The organism is Cellulomonas sp. PhB150 (assembly GCF_003755175.1).
GTDB lineage: Bacteria > Actinomycetota > Actinomycetes > Actinomycetales > Cellulomonadaceae > Cellulomonas.
On record NZ_RKHX01000003.1, the window covers coordinates 533,292 to 553,719 of the forward strand.

The window sequence follows — 20,428 nt, forward strand, 5'->3', positions numbered from 1 at the left end:
GACAGTGAGGTCAGAGCCGACAAATCGGGACGTACCGGTCGCCAGAAGCGTCGTGTACGAGTCGCGTCAGGCAGCGAGAGAAGCCCGCACCAGGGATCGGTACAAGTCTCCAAGATTGTGCCCAGCGGCCTCTGCGGCCTGGGGCAAAAGTGACGTTTCGGTCATGCCTGGGGCGACGTTGACCTCGAGGAACTGCACCTCGCCGGAGGCCGTCACGATCAGATCGGTCCGCGAGATGCGCACCAGTCCCAGGGCCTGGTGTGCGGTGACGGCGACCGCCGCCACCTCGGCGGCGAGTGCCGCGGACAGTCGCGCCGGCGCGAAGTACTCGGTCCGCCCGGGGTTGTACCGGGCGTCGTAGTCGTACGGGCCGTCGGTCACGATCTCGACCGCGGGGAGGGCGGTCGGTCCGGAGCCGGTGTCGACGACGGAGACCGCGACCTCGGTGCCGATGACGGCGCGCTCGATGAGGGCGGTGTCGCTGTACGCGAAGCAGTCGACCATGGCCCGCGGCAGCTCGTCGGCGGACGTGACGAGGTTGACGCCGAGCGCCGAACCACCACGCGACGGCTTCACGACGAGCGGCAGACCCAGGCGGGCGACGAGGGCGGCGAGCACCCGGGACGCGCCGAGCTCCCGGAACAAGGACTGGGGGAGCGTCACGAAGTCCGGCGTGCGCAGCCCCGCCCGCGAGACGACGGTCTTGGCGATCGGCTTGGACCACGCCACCCGGCTCTCGCGCGGTCCGGTGCCGAGCAGTGGCAGGCCGAGCAGCTGGACGACGTCGCGGACGGAACCGTCCTCGCCCGACGTGCCGTGCAGGAGTGGCCAGACCAGGTCCGGCCGCAGCTCCGTCAGAGCCGGGACGAGGTCGGCGTCGACGTCGTGGATCGAGACGTCGACACCGACCGAGCGCAGCGCCTCGGCGACGCGACGTCCCGAGCGCAACGAGACGTCGCGTTCGTGCGAGAGACCGCCGGCCAGGATGACGACCCGCGGGGAAGCAGCGCCCATCAGGAGATGTCCGGGCCGGGTGCGTCCACGACACCGTCCGGGATCGAGGACGTCGTGCCGAACAGCTCGACGAGCTCGCGCTCACCGGCGACGACCGAAGCCAGCCGGCGGACGCCCTCGCGGATGCGTTCGGGCGTCGGGAAGCAGTACGACAACCGCATGTGGGACGCACCGCCGCCGTCGTAGTAGAACGCCGTGCCCGGGACATACGCCACCCGGGCGGTCACGGCGCGGGGGAGCATGTCCTTGGAGTCGAGTCCGTCGGGCAGCTTGACCCAGACGTAGAACCCGCCGTCGGGCACGTTCCATGACGCCTCGGGCAGGTGCTCGGCCAGCGCCGAGACCGTCGCGTCGCGTCGTTCACGGTAGAGCTCGCGGTACGACTTGATCTGACCCTGCCAGTCGCAGGTGGAGAGGTAGGTCGAGATGGCGATCTGCGACGCCGACGACGGGCACAGGATCGCGGACTCCGAGGCGAGGACCAGCTTCTCGCGCACGGCGTGGGGCGCCACGACCCAGCCGACGCGGTAGCCCGGCGCGAAGGTCTTGGAGAACGAGCCCAGGTAGAGCACGCCCTCGTCGTCCATCGACCGGATCGCCGGGCGCGGCTCGCCCTCGAAGCCGAGCAGGCCGTACGGGTTGTCCTCCAGGACGAGCATGCCGTACCTGCGCGCGATCGCCAGGACGGCGGGGCGGCGCTCGGTCGACAGGGAGACGCCGGCGGGGTTGTGGAAGTTGGGCACCGTGTAGAGGAACTTGACGCGCCGGCCGGCTGCGGCGAGGGAGGCGAGCGTCTCCTCGAGCGCGGCGGGCACGAGGCCGTGCTCGTCGATCGGGGTGTGCACGACGTCGGCCTGGTAGGCGCGGAAGACCCCGAGGGCGCCGACGTAGGACGGCGCCTCCGCGACGACGACGTCACCCGGGTCGATGAAGATGCGTGTGACCAGGTCCAACGCCTGCTGAGACCCGGTCGTGACGACCACGTCGTCGGGATGGGCGTCGATGCCCTCGAGGCGCATGACGTCGAGGATCTGCTCACGCAGCGTGACGTCGCCCTGCCCGGAGCCGTACTGCAGCGCCTGCAGCCCGCGCTGCGAGACGACGCGCGAGGCGACGTCGGACAGCACGTCGAGCGGGAGACCGTCGAGATAGGGCATGCCGCCTGCGAGCGAGACCACCTCGGGGCGGTTGGCCACCGCGAACAGGGCGCGGATCTCCGAGGCACGCATGCCGTGCGTGCGCTGGGCGTACGCACCGAGCCAGGGGTCGAGGCGGGTGCCGGCGGCAGCGGAGGACGTGGGGGGGCCCGCCGTCTCGCCGGCGGGCACGATGCGCTCGATCATCCGTGCAGTGTCGCACGCACGGCGAGCGCACCGGCCGGAGGCTCACACCGTGGCGAGCACGCCCTCGATCTGTTCGGTGATGCTCGCCTTGGGGCGCGCGCCGATGACCGACTGCACGAGCTCGCCGCCCGCGTAGAAGTTGAGCGTCGGGATCGACACGATCCCGTAGTCGCCGACCACGCGGGGGTTCTCGTCGGAGTTGATCTTGACGATCTTCACCCGGCCGTCGTACGTCTTGGACAGCTCCTCGAGCACGGGCGCCACCATGCGGCACGGGCCGCACCACGGCGCCCAGAAGTCGACGACCACGGGGATGTCGGAGCCGAGCACCTCCGCGGCGAACGTGTCGTCGGTGACTTCGGTGACGGAGCTCATCGTGCCTCCTCCAGGACGGGCGCGGGGCCCAGGTCGGGGACCGGGTCGGCCAGCCCGTCCTCGAGCGCCGCGAGGAAGTGCTGGGCGTCCAGGGCGGCGGAGCAGCCGGAGCCGGCCGCGGTGATGGCCTGGCGGTAGGTGTGGTCGACGAGGTCGCCGCACGCGAACACGCCGGGCAGGTTGGTCGCGGTGGTGCGGCCCACGACCTTGACGTAGCCGGCGTCGTCGAGCTCGATCTGCCCGACGAGCAGCTCGGAGCGCGGCACGTGGCCGATCGCGACGAACACGCCCGTGGCGGGGTGCTCGCGGGTCTCGCCCGTCACCGTGTCGCGCAGCGTCACTCCGGTGACCTTGGCGTCGCCGGCGATACCGACGATCTCGGAGTTCCACGCGAACTCGATCTTCGGGTCGTTCGCGGCGCGGTCGGCCATGATCTTCGAGGCGCGCAGCTGGTTGCGGCGGTGGACCATCGTGACGCGCTTGCCGAACCGGGTCAGGAACGTGGCCTCCTCGACCGCGGAGTCACCGCCGCCGACGACGATGATCTCCTGGTCCTTGAAGAAGAACCCGTCGCAGGTCGCGCACCAGGACACGCCGCGACCGGACAGACGCTTCTCGTCGTCCAGACCCAGCTCGCGGTACGCCGACCCGGTCGACAAGATCACCGACCGGGCCAGGTAGGTCTCTCCACCGGAGACGACGATCTTCTTGACCGGGCCGTCGAGCTCGAGCGACGTCGCGTCGTCCCACAGCACCTCGGCACCGAAGCGCTCGGCCTGCTTCTGCAGGTTCTCCATGAGCTCGGGGCCCTGGATGCCGTCGGGGAAGCCCGGGAAGTTCTCGACCTCGGTCGTGTTCATCAAGGCGCCGCCCGCGGTCACCGAGCCGGCGACGATCAGCGGGGCGAGCCCGGCACGTGCTGCGTAGATGGCCGCGGTGTAGCCGGCAGGGCCCGAACCGACGATCACGAGGTCGCGCACGGTGCTGTCCTGAGTCACGAGATGGTCCTTCTGTGTGGCGAACGATCGAGTCGGTGGGGCTGTCGCAGTCAACCGATCCTAGGCGGGATCTGTTCCGCGAGCCGTCAGGACAGCTCGATCTCGTTGAGCTCGAGCCGGAAGGAGCCGTCGCTCGCCGTCGGTAGCTCGGTGATCCACAGCGTCAGCTCCTCGGTCTCGGTGGCGGGGTCGAGCGTGAACGTGACCTCAGAGCCGAACTCGCCCTCGGCGAGCAGCTTGCCGCCGCTCGGGTCGGACTTGCCCGTGGCCCGGATCTCGACGTGCCCACCCGACCCGTTCGCGTGCAGCGTGACCGTGTGGACCGTGGTCGGGTCCTCGAGCTTCATGACGTATCCGACGCCGTTCTTGAAGCCGGCGAAGTCCGCCCGCTTGTACGTCATCGTGTACCAGTACGTCGACGGGTCGCCGTCGAACGCGCGGTCGACGGCCTCCTCGTGCTCGCCGTCGTCGTCGGACGGGTCCACGGAGGTCGCCGAGCCGATCACCGGTGGGACGGTCGACTCCGCGGGAGACGACGGCTCCGGCGACGGGCTGCTGGGCTCGTCAGAGGTCGGCTCCGGGCTGGCCGAGGTCGACGTCGACGGGCTGGGAGCCGGCGCGCCGGTGTCGAGCGAGCTGAAGAGTGCCTTGAACGCGAAGACCACGCCGATGACGACCGCGATCCCGACCAGGACCAGGACGAGCGCGGTCGGGTTGAAGCGCCGGCGCGGCTCGGTGTCGTACTCCTGCTCCTCGACGATGCGGTCGAAGTCGAAGCCGCCGACGAGCGTCGGTGCGGGCTCGGGCGCAGGAGAGGGGTCACCCGGCGGCTCGTCGTTCCACGCCCGAGCGGTCGCCGCGGCGCCCACCGCACCGGCGGCCCCGAACGCTGACGTGCGCGTGGGGGCGGCGGGCGGCGGCGTGCCCGGCCGGTTGACCCCGGCGGGCGGCGGCTGCGCGTCGTACGACGTGCGGATCGACTCGCGCTGCACGGCGATCGGGGCGGTGTCCTCCATGTCGTCGACGTCGAAGTCGTCGTCGGCCGGCACCGCAGGCGCCTCGGGAGCGGCCACCACCGGGACCGGCCCGGTCGCGACCTGCACGGCCCGGATCGCGCCCCACGGCTCGAGCTCGCGCACGAGCTCGCCGGGGCTGTGGGGACCGTCGTCGTTCGGGCCGAGCGTCACCGCGCAGAGGGTGTCCAGGTCGCCCGGGACGTCCGCGACGAGCTCGGCCGGCGGGACCGGCAGCCCGTCGACGGTCGGCGCCTCGGGCAGGTCGACGCCGAAGGACGGCAGCGACGGATCGGCGGGCCAGTGGCCGGTGAGCGCGGCGTACAGCACACGGACGAGGCCGACGGTGTCCGCGCGCGTGGTCGTGTGGGCGTCGCGCGCGACGATGCCCAGGAGGCCGGCGTCCAGGCCGAGGCCGGAGACGACGATGCGGCCGTCGTCGGTGACGTGCAGCGAGGAGGGGCGCAGCGCCAGGTGGTGGACGCCGCGTCGCCGGGCGACCTCGAGCGCGGCCGCAGCCTCGCCGGCGATCGCGCGGGCCTGGTCGGCCGTCAGCGGGCCGCGCGCCAGCAGGTCGGCGAGGGAGGGACCGGTGACCTGCTCGGAGACGACGTAGCCGTGGCCCTCGTGCGTGCCGACGTCCAGCACCCGCACGAGGCGCGCGTCGGTGACGAGGGCGGCGCGGCGCGCGCCGTCGAGCCCCTGCGAGATGTGGCCCGACGAGAGGACGTGGACACGCACCGGTCGGTCGAGGATCTGGTCGGTGGCCTGCCACGCGGTCGCCCCGGGCAGGTCGGACTCGGCGGGCTGGACGACCCGGTAGCGGCCCGAGAGCACGGCGCCCCGCCCGACGACCTCGCTCACGGCACCTCCAGCATCGACGGGACCGCCCGGCGGACGGTTCCCTGTGTGCAGCCTAGACGCGCGACCGCGCACCTTCGCGAGGAGCGGACCCATCAGGGTGTCGAGCTCGGAGACGCGCATGAGCCGCAGCGCAGCCAGGTAGGCGAGTCCCATCACGGTGCCGACGACGACGCACTCGATGATCGCGGCGATGTTCCCGCCGGACAGGACGGCCCGCAGCACGACGAGCGCCACCAGGCCGAACCCTGCCGCGACGGCGCCGGCCAGCAGCGCCTGGACGTGGACGCGCAGCACGCGCGGGCCGTCGAGCGTCCGGAGCCTGCCGCGCAGCATCCACAGGCCGAGCACGGCGCCGACGAGGTAGGAGACGCTCATCGCCAGCCCGGCACCGGCCACCCAGGAGCGCGGCTCGAGCAGGTTGCGGCCCAGCAGCGTCCCGCCGACGACGACCACGGCCATGACGATCTGGATCGGCACCATGCCGCGCGCGTCCTCGTACGCGTAGTAGACGCGCTGGCACATCGACCAGGCCCCGAACGCGGGCAGCCCGACGATCATCGTCACGACGACCGGGGAGACGGCGTGCACCTGCGCGTCGGACGAGGTCCACAGCAGGATCTGCGTGATCGGGACCGCCAGCACCGCGACGACCGCCGTCGCGAGCACGGTGAAGAGCCCGACGACGCGCAGGCCGCTGGACAGCGTCGCCCGGACGCCGTCGACGTCCTTCTCGTGCGCCTGGCCGGACAGCCGGGTGAACAGGGCCGTGGCCAGCGAGACCGTCACGAGCGAGTGCGGCAGCATGAAGATGAGGAAGGCCCAGTCGTACGCGGCGTTGCCGGCGACCACACCCCCGCCGGCCGCGCCGGGCGCGTCCGCGGCGACGTTCGAGACGACGATGTACCCGAGCTGGCCGATCGTGAGGCCGACGAGCGTCCAGCTCGCGACCTTGCCCGCGCGGCCGAGCCCCGAGCCGCGCAGCCCCCAGCGGACCCGGGCGCGCACGCCCGAGGCCCGCAGCGCCGGGATGAGGACCACGGCCTGCGCGATGACGCCGAGCGTCGCCGAGCCGGCGAGCAGCGTCGTCTGCCCCGTGGTCCAGTTCGCCGCGACCTCGATGCCGCCGGGGCCCGCCTTCGCGGCGCCGAACATCGCGATGAACACGGCGAAGCCGGCGATCGACACGATGTTGTTGACCACCGGGGCCCACATGTACGGGCCGAACGAGCTGCGCGCGTTGAGCACCTGGCCGAGCAGCGCGTACATCCCGTAGAAGAACATCTGTGGGACGCACCAGAACGCGAACGCCGTCGCCAGGTCGAGCTGCGCGCTGGTGAACCCCTTGGCGTACAGGTGGACCAGGAGGGGCGCGCACAGCGTCAGCACGAGGGTCACGCCGGCCAGCACCGCGAAGCCGAAGGTCAGCAGCCGGTCGACGTACTCCTGCCCGGCCTTGCGTCGGTAGGCCTGGACGACCTGCGGCACGAGCACGGCGTTGAGGACGCCACCCGCGAGCAGCATGTACAGGATGTTCGGCAGCTTGTTGGCGACCGAGAACGCGTCGGCCGCCTGACCCGTGGCACCGATCGCGCTCGCGAGCACCATCTGGCGCAGCAGCCCCAGCATGCGGGAGGTCGCCGTGCCGGACGCCATGAGCGCGGCACCGCGACGCACACCCCCCGAGCTGGTCTCGCTCACGTCCCCTGGTCCTCGTCCGGGACGCCGCCGAGCACGGGCAGTGGCGGGACGGGGCCGGAGGCGCTGCGCGCTCCCCGCCGGGCACTCTGGCCGCGCCGGACGGTACGGACGATGCCGAGGATCAGCCCGACGACGAGCAGCGCGCCGACCACGTACGTCCCGACGCTCTCGATCGTCGGCGACACCCGGGCCGTGAACTCGCGGGGCGCGGCGACGACGTCACCCGCGGGCGACTCGAGGGTCGCCGTGACGGTGACGTCGCAGTTGGCGGTCGCCTCGAGGTGGACGACGACGGTCGCGCTGGACCCGGCGTCGATCGTCACCGGGTCGATGGGATCGACCTGCAGGCACGCCTTGCGCGGGGTCATCACGAGCTGCACCGTCGCCGGGACGGCGAGGTCGTTGCGCACGACCGGGCGGATGGGGGCTTCAGCGCTGATGACGTTGATGTCGCTCAGCGGCGCGATCGACAGGCCGACCGTGCGCGCGGCGACCTCCTTGACCACGTTGCCGGCCAGGTCGGTGCGGCCGGCAAGGTCGGCGCGCCAGGCGAGGGCGAGCGGGGCGAGCGTCTCCGCGTCGACCCCGGAGAGCAGCGTGGCGGGGTCGGCCGTGACGGCCGAGAAGCCGACCGCGTGGTCGCGCGCCGCGGCCAGCGTCTCCACCTCGGCGGGCGGGATCTCGTCGTCGGCGGCCTTGCCGTTCGCCGGGACGTCCACCTGCGAGGCGGTCCCGACCAGGAGCGTGGAGACAGGGTCGACCTGGACCCACGGCGCGGAGCGGAGCGCCGTCATGACGACGCGCACCGCGGCCGGGTCGGGGACCTGGTCACGCGCGGGAGCGAGGAGCACCGGGCCGGGCGAGCTCTCGTTCTCGCGTGCGACGAGGGCGAGCTCCGCGAGGGTGCGCTGCGCGGTCGTGGCGTCGGTGGCGTCCGGGTCGACGGCCTTCGGGTCGGACAGGAGGGCGGACAGCGTCCCGTCCGGGGCGAGGCGATCGAGGGAGCCCTCGTCGGTGCTCATCCGTGCGTGCGTGACCGCGGAGCTCGCGCCGACCGCGGGCGTGCGGGTGACGGCCGCGACGACGTCCGCGCCGGCGGCCATCGTCGCGGTCTCCTCGTCGAGGTTCTGCCCGGGGGCCGCCCACACCACCGTGCGCCGCCCGGCCCCCAGCACGTCCGAGCGACGGGCGTGGTCGGCGGCGACCTGGAACAACGAGCCGGCGTCCGCGTGCGCGACCGCGGCGGCGTCGGGGTCGGACCACGGCAGCGTGAACGTGGCGTGCCGGGTCGACGCGGCGGTCATCGCCTGCGCCCAGGCCTTCGACCCGGTCCCGCCGGAGAGTGCCTGCTCGACCAGTGCGGGGTCCGCGGCGATCCCGATGGCGTCGTCGACCTGCACGGCGGCGAGGGTGCGCCCCAGGCGCCCCGTCGGCGCCGTGAGCTGGTCGAGCCCGGTGACCGGCGTCGTCGCCAGCGGGTTGGTGGCGGGCCCGGCGACGGGCAGCAGCACCGAGACGGGGACCGGCGTGACGGACTGCTCGGGATACCAGAGCGCGTACGACCGAGCGAGCCCCGCACGGGTGCCGCCGTCCGTGGCCTCGACCGCGAGGCCCCGCGGGCCCCAGACGCCGGGGAGGTTCGTGAAGTACATGCGCGCCGCCGGCACGGTGAGCGTCACGTCCGCGGAGGCGCCCGGCGCGAGCGGGTCGCCGAGCGCCTGTGCCACCGCGATCTGCCCCGCGAGGTCCGAGTCCGCGCGGTCGGTCCACGCCGCCACCTCGTCGCGCGAGCCCATCCGGAAGTAGTTGATGCGCAGGTCGGCCGCGACGTTCTTCAGCTCGGTGGCGCCGTCGTTGTGCAGCGTCGCGCGCACCGTGAGGTCGTCGCCCGGCCGGAGCACGACCGGCGAGATCGACGTGATCTCGACGCGGACGGGCAGCGGCTCGTCCGCGGCGCTCGCGGGCAGGGCGGGGACCAGGATCAGGCCGGCGACCAGGGCGAGCGTCGCGCTCAGCACCCTGCGTGCCAGGCGCCCGCTCATGCCTCGCCGACGAGCACCACGAGGGCGGCCTCGGCGAGTCGTCGTTCGTTCGGGTACGCGAGGCGCTGCGGCAGGTCGGCGACGGCGACCCACTCGGCGTCCTCGGCCTCGCCGTCGGGGTCGCCCTCGACCGAGATGGTGCCGCCGACAGCGCCCAGCAGGAAGTGGTGGACGACCTTGTGCACGCGCCGGTCGTCGCCGCTGAACCAGTAGTCGATGACGCCCAGGCGGCGCAGCACCTGACCCACGATGCCCGTCTCCTCGGCGATCTCGCGGACCGCGGCCTCCTCGGGCGTCTCGTCGCCCTCGAGGTGCCCCTTGGGCAGGCACCACTCGAGGCGGCCCGCGCGGTTGCGGCGGGCGATCACGGCGGCGTGGAACGAGCCGTCACGCTGGCGGACGACGAGCCCGCCGGCGCTGGTCTCGTCGACGACGGGCAGGTGTGCGACGGTCGGCCGCGGAGCCGGGGGCCGGGGGTCGATGCGCAGCGCATGACCCCCTGGAGGCGCCGGGACACCCCGCGATGGCGAGGGGTGGGCCGGGCTGGACATGCAGGCCACTGTATCTACTGCTTCCACAGGGCTCGAACCGGCGCGACGGGTGGAGTCCTCGCGCAACTAGACTCGGACGAGTGCCCGTCGAGCCCACGAACCCCACCTCGCTGATCGCCCTGCAGAAGCGGGCGATCGCCGTCCTCGCGGGCCTGCCTGCCGACGCGATGGAGCTGGGCGAGCTGTTCCGCGCTGCCGGCCACGAGCTGTCGCTCGTCGGGGGGCCCGTGCGGGACGCGTTCCTGGGCCGGCTGAGCGCGGACCTCGACTTCACGACGAACGCCACGCCGGACCAGACCGAGGCGATCCTCGCGCGGTGGGGCGACGCGCACTGGGACATCGGCCGGGAGTTCGGCACGATCGGTGCGCGGCGGTTCGGGTCGCGTCGCGGGTCCGGGCAGGACGTCGTCGTCGAGGTCACGACGTATCGCACCGACGCGTACGACCCCACGTCGCGCAAGCCCGAGGTCGCGTTCGGCGACTCCCTGGAGGGTGACCTGTCGCGGCGCGACTTCACGGTCAACTCGATGGCGGTCCGGGTGCCGGAGCTGACCTTCGTCGACCCGTTCGACGGCCTGGCGGACCTCGCGCGCGGCGTCCTGCGCACGCCGGTCGACCCGCGCCAGTCGTTCGACGACGACCCGCTGCGGATGATGCGCGGCGCACGGTTCGCCGCTCAGCTGGGCTTCACGCTCGACCCGGCCGCGGAGGCCGCGACCGTCGACATGGCGGAGCGGATCGCGATCGTGTCCGCCGAGCGCGTGCGCGACGAGCTGTCCAAGCTGCTCGTCGCCGCGCAGCCGCGACTCGGGCTGCAGGTGCTCGTGGAGACCGGGCTGGCGGGCCACGTGCTGCCCGAGCTGCCGGCGCTGCGCCTGGAGATCGACGAGCACCACCGGCACAAGGACGTCTACGAGCACTCGCTGACCGTGCTCGAGAACGCGATCGCGCTGGAGACCGGCCCGGACGGTCCCGTGCCCGGCCCGGACCTGGTGCTGCGTCTCGCGGCCCTGCTGCATGACATCGGCAAGCCCCGCACCAAGCGGCACGAGGAGGGCGGGGGCGTCAGCTTCCACCACCACGAGATGGTCGGGGCGAAGCTCGTCGCGAAGCGGCTGCGCGAGCTGCGCTTCGACAAGGCGACCGTCCAGGCGGTCGCGCGCCTCACCGAGCTGCACTTGCGGTTCCACGGGTACGGCGAGGGCGAGTGGACCGACTCCGCCGTGCGCCGGTACGTCACGGACGCGGGGCCGCTGCTCGAGCGGCTGCACCGCCTGACGCGCTCCGACTGCACCACGCGCAACGCGCGCAAGGCGGCGCGGCTCTCGGCGGCGTACGACGACCTCGAGGTGCGGATCGCCCGGCTCAAGGAGCAGGAGGAGCTCGACTCGGTCAGGCCGGACCTGGACGGCACGCAGATCATGGAGATCCTCGGGCTGCGCCCGGGGCGCGAGGTCGGGACGGCCTACCGCTACCTGCTCGAGCTGCGGATGGAGCGCGGCCCGCTCGGCCCCGACACCGCGCGCGAGGAGCTGCTCTCGTGGTGGGCCCGGACGACGAGCACGCAGACGTCGTCCTCCTGACGGTCGCCGGTTAGCAACGCGTCGATGAGCGCGTCGCGCACGCCGGTCGCGTCGAGGTCGTCGGGCTGCGCTGACAGCGTGGCGACGAGGCCGGCGATGCCCTCGCGCAGGCCGCGGTCCCGGCGCTCGATGAGCCCGTCGGTGAACAGGACCAGCGTCGCACCGGCCGGGATCGTGACCTTGCCGCTCGTCGCGTGGCCGGCGGGGTCGGCGATGCCGAGCGGGGTCGTCGCCGCGTCGTCGAGCGGGACGACCTCGCCGCCCGGCAGGCGCAGCAGCGGCGGGGGGTGCCCGGCTCGCGCGTAGGTCAGCGTCGCGCCGGTCCCGGACGTCTCCCAGCGGACGTACGCGCAGGTCGCGATGTCGGCGATCGGGATGCCGCGGACCATCGCGTCGACCCGTGCGAGCGCGGTCGCCGGCTCCGTGCAGTCCCACGCCGTCGAGCGCAGCAGCGACCGGAGCTGGCCCATCGCGGCCGCGGCGTGCATGTCGTGGCCCACCACGTCGCCGACGGCCAGCCCGACGGAGCCGTCGGGCAGCTGCAGCACGTCGAACCAGTCGCCGCCGACCTCGGCCAGGCGCGTCGAGGCGATGTACGCCGCGGCGATGTCGAGCCCGGGGACGTCGGGGATGTCCGGCAGCAGGCTGTGCTGGAGCGTGAGGGCGGCGTCGCGCGCGGCGAGGAACAGGCGCACGTTGTCCAGGGCCAGGCCCGCGCGGCGGCCCAGGTGCGCGGCGGTGACGACGACGTCGGGGCTGAAGCCACCCACCTCCTCGTGGACCAGGCACATCACGCCGATCACGCGGTCGCGCGCGCGCAGCGGGACGACGAGCGCACTGCCGAGGCCGAGCGCCTGCAGCGCGCCGAGCTGGGTGTCGGTCGACCGCTCCGGGAGTGCGGCCACGTCGATCGCGTAGGGCGCGGGCACGAACCCCGGCTGGCTGGCGAGCGCCTCCGCCATCCGCGGTGACCGGCGGAGCCACTCGACGCCGTGGCTCTCCAGGAAGGCCGCCGCCGCCGAGCGGGAGTGGTCGGAGGCGACGACGTGCACGTGCTCGAAGCGGCCGCGGTCGTCGGTCACGGCCACGTAGCCCCAGGTGGCGAGCGCGGGCACGGCGATGTCGGCGAGCGAGTCGACCGCCGCGGCGTAGTCGAGGTGGGCGACCATCTCGTCGGTGACGCGGGCCAGCAGGTCGAGGCGCGCGGTCGCCTGGCGCTGGGAGCTGAGGTCGGAGTCGCGGGCGTGGTCCGCCTCGACCCGGGCCGTGACGTCCGCCTGGACGCCGACGTGGTGGGTGATCGTGCCGTCGCGCCCGATCACCGGGCTGATGACGACCTGGTTCCAGAACGGGGTCCCGTCGCGGCGGTAGTTGAGGACGACGGTGGCGACCGTCTTGCCGGTGTCCACCGCGTCGCGCATCTCCGCGGCCGTCGCCGGGTCCGTGGCGGGCCCCTGCAGGAGCCGGCAGTTGCGGCCGAGCACCTGCTCGGGGGTGTAGCCGGTGAGTGCGGTGAACGCAGGGTTGACCCAGATGAGCGGGTGGTCCGGCGCGGTCGCGTCGGAGATGCTGAACGCCACGTCGCTGGCCCGCACCGCGCGGCCCTGCAGGTCGTCGCTCGTCATGCGACCACCACCTCGACCGGTCGGGGCTCCGGCACTCGTCGGGCGGCCGTGCCGTAGACCACCGCGCCCCCCACGTAGCCGAGCGCGACCAGCGCGAACAGGCCACGCGAGTAGCCGGTGTCCGGCAGGCTCACCGCGGCGAGGGCCGCCGCGCCGACGAACGCCGCGTTGTAGAGGACGTCGTACAGGGCGAACGCCCGCCCGCGGTAGGCGTCGGCGGTGTCCCGCTGGACGATGGTGTCGACGGCGATCTTCGCGCCCTGCGCGGCGAGCCCGAGCGTCACGGCGGCGACGATGACGGCGGGCAGCGCGTACGTCGCGACGAGCAGCAGCTGGCTCGCCGCCGCGATGCCGAGGCACACGACGATCCACGCGTTGGCGCCGATCAGCGGTGTGATCACGGGCGTCGCGACGACGGCCAGCGCGAAGCCGACGACCGTCGCGGCGAGCACGGTGCCGAACGTCTTGAGGCCGGCGTCGGTGTCGAGCGGGTCGTTGAGCAGGTTGCGGGAGATCAGCAGGCTCGCGACGAACACCACGCCGTAGAGGAACCGGTGCCACGCCATGATCCCCAGGGCACGCGCCGGGGTCCGGCGGGCGACGAGGTAGCGGGCCCCGTCGACGAGCCCGCGCGCGAGCATGCCCAGCTCGGCGCGGAGCCTCGTCGCGTCGGCCTTCTCGTCGGGCCCGAGCCGATCGCGGCCCAGGCGTGTGGCCAGCGCGCTCGCGGCCGCCATGAGCAGGGCGGCCAGCGCCAGGGAGCCCCCGTCGTGCGCGCGGCCCGCCGGGAGCACGAGCCCGACGACCAGGCCGATCCCCGCCCCGACGCCCGCGGCCGCGGTGCCCAGGGTCGGCGTGACCGAGTTCGCGGTGAGCAGCAGCGGCCCGTCGACGACCTGCGGCAGGGAGGCCGACATCGCCGCGAGCAGGAACCGGTTCACGGACAGGGTCACGAGCGCCAGGACGTAGACCGCGGGGCCGACGCCGTCGACCACGAGGATCACCCCGACCGCCAGCGTGAGCAGCACCCGCAGGGCATTGCCGTAGACGAGCACCTGCCGGCGGCGCCACCGGTCGAGCAGCACCCCGGCCCACGGTCCGACGATCGTGAACGGCAGCAGCAGGACCGCGAAAGCCGTCGCGACGCCCGCGGCGGTGCTCGCGTGCTCGGGGGAGAAGAAGAACAGGGTGGCCAGGCCGGCCTGGAAGGTGCCGTCGGCGGTCTGGCTCACGAGCCGGACGGTGAGCAGGCGGCGGAAGTCCCGCACCGGCGCGAGCGCCTTGAGGTCCGCGATCACCTGCACGGCGCCATCCTCGCACCCCGGCGCCGCCGATCCACGCGGTCTGCCGACGAGGTCTTGTGCCGAGCGTGAAGACTTCGTTTCGCGTGGCGTGACGAAGTCTTCACGCTCGGCCGAGCATCACCTCGCATGCGTCCGAACACCGGCGCGGAGTGCCTTGCCAGCCGCCTGCGCGGAGGGCATCGGCCACCTGGGCCGCCGTCCGGCACGGTCGCGCGGCAACGTGGAGCCACCGGTACCGCAAGGTCAGCTCGCGGTGGGCGAGGATGACCGCGTTGTCGCGCCACACGTCCTCGTCGGTCCGGCCGTACGGGTGTGCGAGCTGACCGTCCAGCTCGACGCGTGTGTCGTACCCCCGGTACACGCGGTCCGCGCGGATCCAGCGGTGGTCGATCACCTCACGTACCTGCGCCTGCGCCGGTGGGAGGGCGTGCGCCCGCTCGACGTCGTGCAGGTACCGGTGCTCGAGGGCCGACTCGACACCGGCACGTGCCTCGCCCAGCAGGTCGATCACGAGCCGCCGGTTCGGGAGGCGAGTGCTCGCCTCGGCATGGAGGAGGACGCGACCCGGGAGCACGCCGGCGCGGACGGCCTCGGCGACGATCCCGATCGCGTCGTCGGTCGATCGGGCCTCGGCGACGAGATCGAGGACCGTCCTGTCCTCGCCGACCGCACGGAGCGCACCGCCTGCGACAGGCATCGGCCGACGCCTGCGGACGTGGATGCCGGGCTGCGGGGCGACGCTGCGCGCGCAGGGGATGCTGATGACGACGATCGGCCCGGGCGTCGAGACGAACCCGTGGACGAACCCGGCGGAGCGGTGCGAGAGGGCCGCGCCATCTCCCGCGTAGAGGAGGGCGCCCCGCGCGCGCTGCCGCCAGGTGGCGGCACCGGAGCTGAGCAGGACCACGCCTCGGAACAAGCGGGTCCACTCACCCGATGCCGCGCGTCGGGCGATGGCGGCCCTGGTCATGCCCCACTGTTGGAGCTGGGCGGTGGTCGCCACGGCGTCCTGCCGCGCGAGCACCGCGCGAGCCCGCGCATCGAGTGCGGTCGGCACCCGACCCGGCAACGGGCGCCCCGCTCGAACGTCATCCACGCGCTGGATCGTCCCGCACCATCCCCGCAGCCGTGGGTGGGGGTGTGGATAGCGCGGAGGTTGAAGACTTCGTCACGCCTGACGCGACCAACTCTTCAACCAGTCGCGAGCGGGCGCGAGCGGGCGGGGCGCGAGCGGGCGGGCGCGGCGCGGGCGGGCGGGCGCGGGCCGGGACGGCGAAGGGCCCCCGGGAGATCCCGGGGGCCCTTCGCAGGTGGTGCTGGGTCAGCGCTCGTTCTCGCCGGCGATGAAGGCCTCCAGCTGGGCGCGGCCCAGGGTGTCCTCCATCTGGACCGGCGGGGACTTCATGAAGTACGTCGAGGCCGACAGGATCGGGCCACCGACGCCACGGTCCTTGGCGATCTTCGCGGCGCGCAGGGCGTCGATGATGATGCCGGCCGAGTTGGGCGAGTCCCAGACCTCGAGCTTGTACTCGAGGTTCAGGGGCACCTCGCCGAACGCGCGACCCTCGAGGCGGACGTAGGCCCACTTGCGGTCGTCGAGCCAGGCGACGTAGTCCGACGGGCCGATGTGGACGTTGCGGTCCTCCTTCTTGCCGCCCAGGGGGCCGGTCAGGTTGGAGGTCACGGCCTGCGTCTTGGAGAGCTTCTTGGACTCCAGGCGCTCGCGCTCGAGCATGTTCTTGAAGTCCATGTTGCCGCCGACGTTCAGCTGGTACGTGCGGTCCAGGACGACGCCGCGGTCCTCGAAGAGCTTCGCGAGGACACGGTGCGTGATGGTCGCGCCGACCTGCGACTTGATGTCGTCGCCGACGATCGGGACGCCGGCAGCCTCGAACTTCGCGGCCCACTCGGGGTCGGACGCGATGAACACGGGCAGGGCGTTGACGAACGCCACACCGGCGTCGATGGCGCACTGCGCGTAGTACTTCGCCGCGACCTCGGAGCCGACGGGCAGGTAGCAGATGAGGACGTCGACACGGGCCTCGCGCAGGGCGGCGACGATGTCGACCGGCTCGGCGTCCGACTCCTCGATGGTCTCGCGGTAGTACTTGCCGAGACCGTCGTTGGTCACGCCACGCTGCACGGTCACGCCGAGCGGCGGGACGTCCGCGATCTTGATGGTGTTGTTCTCCGAGGCGACGATGGCCTCCGAGAGGTCGAAGCCGACCTTCTTGGCGTCGACGTCGAACGCGGCGACGAACTCGATGTCACGCACGTGGTAGTCACCGAACTGCACGTGCATGAGACCGGGAACGGTCCCGCTCGGGTCGGCGTCGGCGTAGTAGTGGACGCCCTGGACGAGCGACGCGGCGCAGTTGCCGACGCCGACGATGGCGACGCGGATGGAGGTCATCCTCGCTCCTTCTCGGTGGTTCGCGCCGGGACGGTGTCGTCCGCGACGGTGGAAGCAGCATCGGCCGGCTGGCCGGTGCCTGTGGGACGCACGCGGCGGCGGCCGCGCTCGTTGTCGATGAGCCCGTCGAGCCAACGGACTTCACGCTCGACCTGTTCGAGGCCATGGCGCTGCAGCTCGAGCGTGTACTCGTCCATGCGCTCGCGGGTGCGGGCGAAGGACTGTCGGATCGTGTCGAGTCGTTCGGTCAGGCGCGTGCGCCGACCCTCGAGGATCCGAAGCCTGGTCTCGGCGTCGGTCTGCGCGAAGAACGCGAACCGGACGTCGAAGTTCTCGTCCTCCCAGGTGGACGGGCCGGACTGCGCGAGCACCTGCTGGAGGTGCTCCTTGCCGTCGGCCGTCAGCTGGTAGACGATGCGTGCCCGCTTGCTGACGCCGTGCCCGCTGTCCGCGCCCGACTCGGTCCCGACGATCCAGTGCCGCTCGACGAGCGACTTCAGGCACGGGTACAGCGAGCCGTACGACAGGGCGCGGAACGAGCCGAGCACGAGGTTGAGGCGCTTGCGCAGCTCGTACCCGTGCATGGGCGACTCGTGCAGCAGGCCGAGGATCGCCGGCTCGAGCACGTCGGAACGACCGCGCACGGGGCACCTCCTCGGGTGGGGCTAGAGTCTGGCGAAGCCCGGGAGGGCGATGCGAGACGAGTCGATGTATCAACTCGATACATCCGCACAGTATGTCGAATGCGTGCCTCGGGACAAGTCCGCCGCGCTGTGACGTGTGCCCGAGGGTGTTCTCGCGTGGCCCAGATCACTCGATCGGCCCCATCTGCGTCCGCCCCTCGTCGGCCCGGTGCCGATCGTGTGAAGGCTCGCCGCAGACCGCCTCCGTCCCGGGAGAGGCGCAGGACGGTCCCCCATACTTGGGGTCGCGGCAGCCCTGCTCGTACCCGGACACCCCTCCGTGACGCGGGCCGCCCCCCGAGGTCGTCGTCAGGAAGGCAGCACGTTGGCAGGCACGTCGAACCCGAGGTCCGCTCCCCCGCGGGCCCGTCGCGGCTCTTCCCGTGGCACCCGCGCGGCGACCCCCGCGCGCGGGAAGAACGGCAAGAAGGGCTTCTTCGACTACCCCCGCACCGGCTACCACGGTCTGCACCGCTGGCTGCCGTCGTGGCGCGTCGTGCTCGGCACGATCCTCGGCGCCGGCTTCCTCGGCCTCGGTGCGATCGTCGCCGCGTACGCGACGATCGACATCCCCGCGACCGGCGGCCAGGACACGAGCGCGCAGACCTCGACCGTCTACTACGCGAACAACGCCGACGGCAGCCGCGGCCCCGTGATGGGGACCTACGCGGTTCAGAAGCGCACGATCGTCGACTACGACACGCTGCCGGACTACGTCGGCAAGGCCGTGGCGGCAGGCGAGGACCGCTCGTTCTTCGAGAGCAAGTCCGGCATCTCCGTCACCGGCATGGCGCGCGCGTTCTTCCACAACGCGACCGCGAGCGACGGGACGACGCAGGGCGGCTCGACCCTCACGCAGCAGTACGTGGAGCGGTACTACGTCGACAAGACGACGACGGACTACGTGGGCAAGGCCCGCGAGGCGCTGATGGCGATCAAGATCGCGCAGACGGAGTCCAAGGACGAGATCCTCGGCCGGTACCTCAACACGATCTACTTCGGCCGCGACTCCTACGGCGTCCAGGCCGCCTCGCAGGCTTACTTCGGCGTCGACGCCAAGGACCTGACGATCTCGCAGGCTGCCCTGCTCGCCGCCGTCATCCCCTCCCCCAACAACTGGGACCCCGCGGTGGACGCGGCCAAGTCCGAGCAGCGGTGGAACATCATCCTCGACGCGATGCAGGAGGAGGGCTGGGTCCCGGCCGCCGAGCGCGCCGACCTGACCTTCCCGGAGACCATCGACTACAAGCGCTCCGAGCTCTACCGCGGCCCGCAGGGGTACCTGCTGACGACCGTCGAGAAGGAGCTGGCCGCCGGTCCGCTCCAGCTCACCAAGGACGAGCTGATGCGAGGCGGCTACTCGATCATCACGACGATCAAGAAGCCCGTGCAGAAGGACATGAACGCCACGGCGAGCGACTTCTTCAAGGGCAAGCTCGTCGACGGCGACAAGCCGGACAAGCGCACCAAGGTCGCGATGGCGTCGATCGACCCCGCGACCGGCGCGATCGTGGCGATGTACGGCGGGCGAGACTTCATCGACGACCAGATCAACCGGGCGACGGTCGACGCGATCCAGGCGGGCTCGACCTTCAAGCCGTTCACGCTGATCGCCGGCCTCGAGAACGGCAAGACGCTCAACACGCGCTACGCCGGCTACTCCCCGCAGACCTTCCCCGAGTGGGAGAACGGGACCAAGGCGGTCCGGAACTTCGGCGACGAGCAGTTCGGCTACATCGATCTCGTCACCGCCACCGCGCAGTCCGTGAACACGGTGTACGCCCAGCTGAACATCGACGTGGGCGCCGACAAGACCGTCGACGTCGCCGACCGCGCCGGCGTGACGACGACGATCCCCGAGGTCCCGTCGAACGTGCTCGGCACCGCGACCGTCCACCCGCTCGACATGGCGAGCGCCTACGCGACCATGGCTGCGGGCGGCATCCACCACGACCCGTACATCGTCGCGTCGGTCCTGAACTCGACCGGCTCGACGGCCCTGACCGGCGGGTCCGAGGGCAAGCGCGTCTTCGACAAGGACGTCATCGCCGACAGCACCTACGCCATGACGAAGGTCGTCGAGGAGGGGTCCGGCGAGAACTGGGTCAAGCCGCTCGGCCGTCCGATCGCCGGCAAGACCGGCACGACGCAGGACAACCGCGCGGCATGGTTCGTCGGCTTCACGCCGCAGATCGCCACCGCTGTCGCGATGAGCCAGGTCGGCCCGGACGGCAAGGCGCAGGTCACGATCACGCCGATCGGCAACAAGTTCGGGTCCAGCCTGCCGCTGACCGAGGTCACCGGCGCGACGCTTCCCGCGCAGATCTGGTCCACCACGATGGGCAAGGTCTTCGAGCTCGACGACTACAAGAAGATCGAGCAGTTCCCCGACCGCGCGAACGTCGGCCCCAAGCCCACGGCCCGGCCGACGAAGAGCGCGACGCCGAAGCCCTCGCCGACGGAGACCAAGACGGAGGCGCCCACGACTGCGGTCGTCCCCGACGGCCTCGTCGGCAAGCTGCAGGCGGACGCGACCAGCGCGCTGTACGCCGTCGGCCTGGTCCCCGTCATCGAGTCGGCGTACTCGGACACGGTCGTCGTCGGCCGCGTGATCAGCGCGAGCCCCGGCCCCGGCAAGAAGGTCGACGCGGGTGCGAGCGTCACGCTCGTCATCTCGAGCGGTCCCAAGCCGGCTCCGACGCAGACGCCCAAGCCCACCCAGACGCCGGCGCCGACGAAGACCACGCCGCCCAAGCCGACGGAGTCCCCCGACCCTCAGCCGACGGAGGACTCTGCCGGCGGCTGACCCACGATTTCAGGCTGACCGGGCTCGCCCGGTAGGCTGGAACACTGCTGTGCCCGCACCTCTCGCCCGCCATCGGTCGAGACGCGGGAGCCCGACGAGGTCTCCTCGTCCCGCAG

At 72.4% G+C, this 20,428-nt stretch carries 14 protein-coding genes; 2 read left to right on the top strand and 12 right to left on the bottom strand.

Translation table 11 applies throughout. From position 1 onward, the window contains the following. Positions 1 to 66: 66 nt before the first annotated feature. From EDF34_RS12785 to EDF34_RS12815, 7 genes are all read right to left on the bottom strand, one after another. A complete protein-coding gene (locus EDF34_RS12785; protein WP_123371845.1) occupies positions 67 to 1,014 on the bottom strand; it encodes a D-alanine--D-alanine ligase in 948 nt (315 codons plus the stop codon). After that, complete coding sequence (locus EDF34_RS12790; RefSeq protein ID WP_123371846.1) at positions 1,014 to 2,357, bottom strand: PLP-dependent aminotransferase family protein; 1,344 nt, start codon at positions 2,355 to 2,357, stop codon at positions 1,014 to 1,016. The genes EDF34_RS12785 and EDF34_RS12790 overlap by 1 nt, the downstream gene beginning before the upstream one ends. A 42-nt stretch (positions 2,358 to 2,399) precedes the next feature. Further along, complete coding sequence (gene trxA, locus EDF34_RS12795) at positions 2,400 to 2,732, bottom strand: thioredoxin (protein WP_123371847.1); 333 nt, start codon at positions 2,730 to 2,732, stop codon at positions 2,400 to 2,402. Further along, positions 2,729 to 3,730 (bottom strand): thioredoxin-disulfide reductase, encoded by a 1,002-nt coding sequence (gene trxB / locus EDF34_RS12800; protein WP_123371848.1) that lies wholly within the window; start codon positions 3,728 to 3,730, stop codon positions 2,729 to 2,731. The genes trxA and trxB overlap by 4 nt, the downstream gene beginning before the upstream one ends. Positions 3,731 to 3,816: 86 nt before the next feature. Next, the gene (gene murJ, locus EDF34_RS17890) at positions 3,817 to 7,305 is read right to left on the bottom strand and encodes a murein biosynthesis integral membrane protein MurJ (protein WP_233575370.1); all 3,489 of its coding nucleotides are present in this window, start codon (positions 7,303 to 7,305) and stop codon (positions 3,817 to 3,819) included. Further along, positions 7,302 to 9,347, bottom strand: coding sequence for a DUF6049 family protein (locus tag EDF34_RS12810; RefSeq protein ID WP_148076625.1), 2,046 nt, complete (start codon positions 9,345 to 9,347; stop codon positions 7,302 to 7,304). The genes murJ and EDF34_RS12810 overlap by 4 nt, the downstream gene beginning before the upstream one ends. Continuing rightward, positions 9,344 to 9,898, bottom strand: coding sequence for an NUDIX hydrolase (locus EDF34_RS12815; protein ID WP_123371850.1), 555 nt, complete (start codon positions 9,896 to 9,898; stop codon positions 9,344 to 9,346). Before EDF34_RS12815 ends, EDF34_RS12810 begins: the two co-directional genes overlap by 4 nt. 167 nt (positions 9,899 to 10,065) lie before the next feature. Between EDF34_RS12815 and EDF34_RS12820 the strand changes: the two genes are divergently transcribed. Beyond that, a complete protein-coding gene (locus tag EDF34_RS12820) occupies positions 10,066 to 11,481 on the top strand; it encodes a CCA tRNA nucleotidyltransferase (RefSeq protein WP_233575382.1) in 1,416 nt (471 codons plus the stop codon). Here EDF34_RS12820 and EDF34_RS12825 read toward each other — a convergent pair. The 5 genes from EDF34_RS12825 to EDF34_RS12845 form a co-directional block, all read right to left on the bottom strand. Further along, on the bottom strand, positions 11,370 to 13,106 hold the full coding sequence (locus tag EDF34_RS12825; RefSeq protein WP_123371852.1) for a SpoIIE family protein phosphatase: 1,737 nt from the start codon (positions 13,104 to 13,106) through the stop codon (positions 11,370 to 11,372). The two genes, EDF34_RS12820 and EDF34_RS12825, sit on opposite strands and share 112 nt — an antisense overlap. Next, on the bottom strand, positions 13,103 to 14,410 hold the full coding sequence (locus EDF34_RS12830) for an MFS transporter (protein WP_123371853.1): 1,308 nt from the start codon (positions 14,408 to 14,410) through the stop codon (positions 13,103 to 13,105). The genes EDF34_RS12825 and EDF34_RS12830 overlap by 4 nt, the downstream gene beginning before the upstream one ends. A 100-nt stretch (positions 14,411 to 14,510) precedes the next feature. Continuing rightward, a complete protein-coding gene (locus tag EDF34_RS12835) occupies positions 14,511 to 15,506 on the bottom strand; it encodes a type IV toxin-antitoxin system AbiEi family antitoxin domain-containing protein (protein WP_370450069.1) in 996 nt (331 codons plus the stop codon). Positions 15,507 to 15,731: 225 nt separating this feature from the next. After that, on the bottom strand, positions 15,732 to 16,823 hold the full coding sequence (locus EDF34_RS12840; RefSeq protein WP_123371855.1) for an inositol-3-phosphate synthase: 1,092 nt from the start codon (positions 16,821 to 16,823) through the stop codon (positions 15,732 to 15,734). Then, positions 16,820 to 17,467 carry a PadR family transcriptional regulator gene (locus EDF34_RS12845; RefSeq protein ID WP_123371856.1) on the bottom strand — a complete coding sequence of 216 codons (648 nt, stop codon included), beginning with the start codon at positions 17,465 to 17,467 and terminating at the stop codon, positions 16,820 to 16,822. The genes EDF34_RS12840 and EDF34_RS12845 overlap by 4 nt, the downstream gene beginning before the upstream one ends. Before the next feature lie 364 nt (positions 17,468 to 17,831). On the opposite strand from EDF34_RS12845, the gene EDF34_RS12850 reads away from it, so the two are divergent. Continuing rightward, complete coding sequence (locus tag EDF34_RS12850) at positions 17,832 to 20,312, top strand: penicillin-binding protein (RefSeq protein WP_123371857.1); 2,481 nt, start codon at positions 17,832 to 17,834, stop codon at positions 20,310 to 20,312. Positions 20,313 to 20,428: the final 116 nt, after the last annotated feature.